Source organism: Nocardioides stalactiti, assembly GCF_014180715.1.
Lineage (GTDB): Bacteria > Actinomycetota > Actinomycetes > Propionibacteriales > Nocardioidaceae > Nocardioides > Nocardioides stalactiti.
Genome location: NZ_JACEFC010000170.1, coordinates 785 through 6,597, shown reverse-complemented (window position 1 = coordinate 6,597; position 5,813 = coordinate 785). Strand labels below are relative to the sequence as shown.

4 protein-coding genes (1 of these 4 cut by a window edge) are annotated in these 5,813 nt (G+C 71.5%); all 4 read right to left on the bottom strand.

The features are described 5' to 3' along the window. Positions 1-701: sigma factor (locus tag H0487_RS21140; protein ID WP_183096198.1), on the bottom strand; the 701-nt coding region annotated here is incomplete at its 3' end. Positions 702-1,005: 304 nt separating this feature from the next. After that, positions 1,006-3,201, bottom strand: coding sequence for a catalase/peroxidase HPI (katG, locus tag H0487_RS21135; protein ID WP_183096197.1), 2,196 nt, complete (start codon positions 3,199-3,201; stop codon positions 1,006-1,008). Positions 3,202-3,229: 28 nt separating this feature from the next. Further along, a complete protein-coding gene (locus H0487_RS21130) occupies positions 3,230-3,631 on the bottom strand; it encodes a Fur family transcriptional regulator (RefSeq protein ID WP_183096199.1) in 402 nt (133 codons plus the stop codon). Positions 3,632-3,823: 192 nt separating this feature from the next. Beyond that, positions 3,824-5,813: the 3' portion of a DUF4153 domain-containing protein gene (locus tag H0487_RS21125; RefSeq protein WP_446685586.1), read on the bottom strand. The gene runs 449 nt beyond the window's last position; 1,990 of the gene's 2,439 nt are visible here — the last part of the coding sequence; its start codon lies off the right edge, out of view; it ends in the stop codon at positions 3,824-3,826.

Here is a 5,813-nt window from a genome sequence, read left to right as displayed (position 1 = left end):
TGGAGGACCCGCAGGCCACGCGGCTTGAGCCGACGGCAGGCCGGCCCGAGGACGGCGACCGCCTCGGCCCGGCGGAAGCCGAGGTCGTCGACCGGCAGCCGGTCGATCCAGGCGAACCCGGCATCGCCCGGCGGCGTCTCGTTGATCGAGTCCGGCGACGCGCACGTCGAGCACTCGTAGGCCTCGAGCACGTCCTCGGTGGTGCACCCGACCTCGGCGGCGACCTCGGCCGGCGTCGGCGGCCGACCCAGGGACTGGGTCAGGTCCTCCTCGGCCCGGTGGAGGCGCGGGCGCAGCTCCTGGATACGGCGCGGCGGACGGACCGTCCACGTCGTGTCGCGGAAGAAGCGCTTAAGCTCGCCGAGGATGCTCGGGACTGCGAACACGAGCAGGTCGTCACCGCGTTCGGGGTCGTAACCGTGGACGGCCTTGGTGAGGGCCAGGCAGGCGACCTGCTCGAGCTCCTCCAGCGGTTGACCGCGGTTGCGGTAGCGCGACGCGAGGGCACGCGCGACCGGGATGTTGATGACGATCACCTGGTCGAGCAGCGCATCGCGCTCCTCGCCCTCGCAGGCCGCGGCCTCGGCGATGAGCTCCGCCGTCCGCTGCTTGCGGTCGGCAGGATCGATCAGCTCCGTGCTGGGGAACGGGTCGACCGGCGTATCAGCAGGCTCCGTAAGGGTAGAAATAGTCACGGTCATGTCACAGACTCCGAGCGTGTCGAGCTGCAGTGGCGGTTGGCTAGGCCACGTAGTTACGACTGCGCCGCCGGTACCCAGTCCGGGAAGACCCATACCGTGATGATGACCATCAGGTTCTAGTTCTTCAGGACTAGTCCACCGGAGGCGACTAGTCCTTCAAGACTATCCCAATCTGGTCACGGTGACCATAGGCCGCCGACGCACTGCACCCCCGCAGAAAACGAACGGACCCGCACCCACGGCTAGGCCGGGGTGCGGGTCCGGAGCAGGATCGGGCCCAGGTCAGGCCGCGATCAAGCGCGGATCAGGCGCGGTCGGCGTCCATCACCTTCGTCCACGCGGCGACGAAGTCGCCGACGAACTTCTCCTGTGCGTCGTCGCTGGCGTAGACCTCGGCGAGCGCCCGCAGCTGCGAGTTCGCGCCGAAGACCAGGTCGACCGCCGTACCGGTGCGGGTGACCTCGCCGGTCGCCCGGTCGATGCCCTCGTAGACGTGCTCCGTCGACGACGTGCGCCACTCGACGCTCATGTCGAGGAGGTTCGCGAAGAAGTCGGCGCTGAGCACGCCCGGCCGGTCGGTGAACACACCGTGCGCGGTCTGGCCGTAGTTCGCGCCGAGGACCCGGAGGCCGCCGACGAGCGCGGTCATCTCCGGCGCGGAGAGGCCGAGCAGGTAGGCCTTGTCGAGAAGGAGCACCTCGGGCTGCAGCTTCTCGCCGGGCCGCAGGTAGTTGCGGAAGCCGTCGGCGCGGGGCTCGAGGACGGCGAACGACTCGGTGTCGGTCTGCTCCTGCGAGGCGTCGGTGCGGCCCGGGCGGAACGGCACGGTCACGTCGACGCCGCCGTCCTTAGCGGCCTTCTCGACCGCCGCGGCACCCGCGAGGACGATCAGGTCGGCCAGGGAGACCTGGGCGCCGCCGGCGCCGTTGAACTCCTGCTGGATGCCCTCGAGCGTCGCGAGCACGGTCGCCAGGTCGGCCGGGTTGTTGACCTCCCAGTCCTTCTGCGGAGCGAGCCGGACACGGGCGCCGTTGGCACCGCCGCGCTTGTCGGTGCCACGGAAGCTGGCCGCCGAGGCCCACGCCGTCGAGACGAGCTGAGCGGTGCTCAGGCCGCTCGCGAGGACCTTGGCCTTGAGCGCGGCGACGTCGGCGTCGGACACGAGCGGGCCCTCGACCTCAGGGACCGGGTCCTGCCAGATCTGGGCCTCGGGCACCCACGGACCGAGATAGCGGCGGACCGGACCCATGTCGCGGTGGAGCAGCTTGTACCAGGCCTTGGCGAACGCGAGCCGGAACTCCTCGGGGTTCTCGAGGAACCGCCGGGAGATCTGCTCGTACGTCGGGTCGAAGCGCAGCGCGAGGTCACTGGTCAGCATCGTGGGCAGGCGCTTGGGCGAGTCCGCGGCCGGGCCGGGGATGATCGCCTCGGCGTCCTTGGCGACCCACTGCTTCGCACCGGCGGGACTCTCGGAGAGCTCCCACTCGTAGCCGAAGAGGATCTCGAAGTAGCGGTTGCTCCACTGGGTCGGCTTGTCGGTCCAGGTGACCTCGAGGCCGCTGGTGATCGCGTCGGCACCCTTGCCGGACGCGTGCTCGCTCTTCCAGCCGAAGCCCTGTGCCTCGAGCGGGGCGCCCTCGGGCTCGACGCCGACCAGGTCGGGGTCGCCGGCGCCGTGCGTCTTGCCGAAGGTGTGGCCGCCGGCGATGAGAGCGACGGTCTCCTCGTCGTTCATGGCCATCCGGCGGAACGTCTCGCGGATGTCGCGCGCCGACGCCAGCGGGTCGGGGTTGCCGCCCGGGCCCTCGGGGTTGACGTAGATGAGGCCCATCTGGACCGCGCCGAGCGGCTCGGCGAGCTCGCGCTCGCCGCTGTAACGCTCGTCGGAGAGCCAGGTGTCCTCGGTGCCCCAGTTGATCTCCTCGGGCTCCCACACGTCCTCGCGACCGAAGCCGAAGCCGAAGGTCTCGAAGCCCATGTCCTCGAGCGCCACGTTGCCGGCGAGGACGAGCAGGTCGGCCCACGAGATCTTCTGGCCGTACTTCTTCTTCACCGGCCACAGCAGGCGGCGGGCCTTGTCGAGGTTGCCGTTGTCGGGCCAGCTGTTGAGCGGGGCGAACCGCTGGTCGCCGGAGCCCGCGCCACCGCGGCCGTCGTAGATCCGGTAGGTGCCGGCGGCGTGCCAGCTGAGACGGATCATCAGGCCGCCGTAGTGACCGAAGTCGGCCGGCCACCAGTCCTGGGAGTCGTGCAGCACCGCGACGATGTCGGCCTTGAGCGCGTCGACGTCGAGCTTCGCGAACTCGGCGGCGTAGTCGAAGTCGCCACCCAGCGGGTTCGAGGCGTCGCCGTGCTGGTGCAGCACCGACAGGTCGAGCTGGTTGGGCCACCAGTCCTTGTTGGTGCGCGGGTGCGGCACCGAGGAGGTCGGCGCGTCGAGGGCGGGGTTCTCGCTCTCGCTGCCTTCGCTGGTCACACCGTGGTCGACGGGGCAGTTCATGGCAAACCTTTCGCAGTACTGAAGAGGGTCAGGGTCGTACGACGGAGCAGTCGGGGCAGGTGCCCCAGTAGATGACCTCGGCCTCGTCGATGACGAAGCCGTGGTCGTCGGCAGCTGTCAGGCACGGCGTCTCGCCGACGGCGCAGTCGACGTCGGAGATGGCGCCGCACGATCGGCAGACCACGTGGTGGTGGTTGTCGCCGACGCGGGCCTCATAACGGGACACCGAGCCTGACGGCTGGATGCGACGGACGAGCCCGGCGCCGGTGAGGGCCCGCAGGACGTCGTAGACGGCCTGGTGGGACACCTCGCCCATCTCCGCGCGGACGGCGCCGATGATGGCGTCGGTGTCGGCGTGGGGATGGGCCTGCACGGCGTCGAGCACCGCGACCCGCGGACGGGTCACGCGCAGGTCGGCGTCCCGGAGCATCTGCTCGGAGTCGGGCGCCGTCGTCACGAGGACGAACCTACTCTTTTTCTTGAATCATTCAAGATCTGACGCGCGGTTTTGGGGTAACTCAGTGTTCAGTTCGCTCCCTCGGCGCTGCGACCAGGCATAACACCTCGGAAGCGCACGTAACTCTCGTCAAGCGAATCGAACACTGAGTTACCCCAAGGCCGCTCAGTCGGTCTGCCCCGGGCAGTCCGTCCGGTGCACCCAGGTGTCCTCGTTCGCCTCGACGAAGTCGTCGGCGCGGGCCCGGCCGAGGTTCCACTCCAGCCAGTCCTGGTCCTCCCCCACCCGGCCGTCGAGCGAGATGGCGCAGGCCTCCAGGTCGTCGGGCAGGTCGCGGAGCACCGGGAGGGCGTCCTCGGACAGGCCGGCCAGGTAGGTCCAGTCGACCTCGCCCGTCTCGTCGTACCGGTCCAGGTTCTGGCGGGCGATCCACGCGTCGGGGTTCAGCGCCGCGAGGCCGAGCAGCAGGACGACCCCGCTGACCACGCCGAAGCGCGGCAGCCACGGCGCCCGCAGCGCGACGCCGCCGACCATCGTCGCGACGACCAGCAGTCCGAGCCAGCCCTCGAAGACGTCGACCAGCAGCCGGAGCCGGGTGAAGCCGTAGGCGTCCTGGTAGACGCTCATCCGGTAGAGCGCCGAGGCGACGACGACGAGGGTCGCGACGCAGAGGAGGCCCAGCGCGCCGCGGATCCAGGCCCGGTCGGCGACCGTCTCCCGCGGCGCCTTCCGGGACGCAGCGGCGACGACGACGAGGGTGAGCGCCGTCGCGACGGTGAGCTGGCCGAAGCCCTGGTGGACGTAGTCGGCGTAGGTGAGGCCGGTCGTCCGCTCCAGGTAGTCGTGGCCGCCGAAGATGACCGTCGCCTGGGCGAGGAGGAACAGGACGAACACGGCGTCGACCACCAGCACCGGCGCGAGCCACTCGAAGCGGTGCGCCACGGGCCGCGGCACCCGCTCGCCGCCCTCGACGTTCGGCGGGTTGAGCGCGAGGTAGCCCGCGGCGAGCACGATCCCGCCGACGAAGAAGGTGATGAAGACGCGGACCACGACGTCCTCCGAGCCGAGGTCGGGCACCAGCGCCCCGACCCACTCGGCGAACAGCGCGTCCGCCGACGCGAAGAGCAGCGCGAAGACGACCAGCCCCGCCGCGGAGACGACGGCCGTCCGGGCGAGCGCCGCCTTGTTGCCGACCCCGGTGACGATCCGCAACGTCCGGCCCAGCCACGGCAGGCCGCGCAGCCCGGCCAGCGGCCAGGAGACGAGCGCGAGGACGAACCCCGGCACGCTGCGGCCGCGGACGACGCCGATCGCGCACAGCCCGCCGCCGGCGAGCAGGCAGAGCACGGCGATCCACTCGGCGTCCCGGACCACGACGACGCTCGCGAGGGCCGCGCAGAGCGCCGCACAGGTGAGGGTGAACGGGTCGCGACGGTGCCGGGCGGCGGCCAGCACGACCGCACCGGCGGCGAGCATCGCGAGGAGGACGCCCAGCCCGAGGTCGCGGTCGGGCACCAGGACCGAGGTCAGCGCACCGACGCCGAGCGCACCGAGCAGCAGACCCAGGTGACCGGGGACGGACCGTTCCGGCCAGAACCCACCGAACGTCGCATCGGTCAGGCTCGGCGACGCCGGGGGCGCGCCGGGCGGCGGCGGAGGTACGACGAGGGCAGCGGGCTCGGTCACGAGGATCTCCTCGGGGGAAGGGCTGGAAGGCCTGGCGGAAGGATCAGGGCGGGCAGGACGGGGAACGGGGGCGACGGGGAGGTCGGCCCGGACCCGGGCACCCCGCCCGCCGGCCGCGGGGCCGAGAGGGTCGAGTGGATCGATGGCCGGGTCGACGAAGCCGATGACCCCGCCGTGCAGGTCGGTCACCCAACGCGCGATGGCCAGGCCGAGGCCCGTGCCGCCGCCCGCCCAGGTCTCGCCGGTTCCGCTGTCGGCACCGACGTCGCGGAGGGTCCCGAACCGCTCGAAGGCACGCTCCCGGTGCTCGGGCGCAACGCCGGGCCCGTCGTCGGCGACCTCCAACAGCCACCGGTCGCCCGTGGCGTGGGCGCGGACCGCGACGGTCCCGCCGGGCGGGCTGTGGCGGGCGGCGTTGTCGAGCAGGTTGGCGACGAGCTGGCGCAGCCGCGCGGGGTCGCCCTCGACG

Bases quoted from the DNA above. Each gene is read 5' to 3' on its own strand.
- katG (WP_183096197.1), bottom strand. From the start codon at position 3,201: ATGAACTGCCCCGTCGACCACGGTGTGACCAGCGAAGGCAGCGAGAGC.
- H0487_RS21130 (WP_183096199.1), bottom strand. From the start codon at position 3,631: ATGCTCCGGGACGCCGACCTGCGCGTGACCCGTCCGCGGGTCGCGGTG.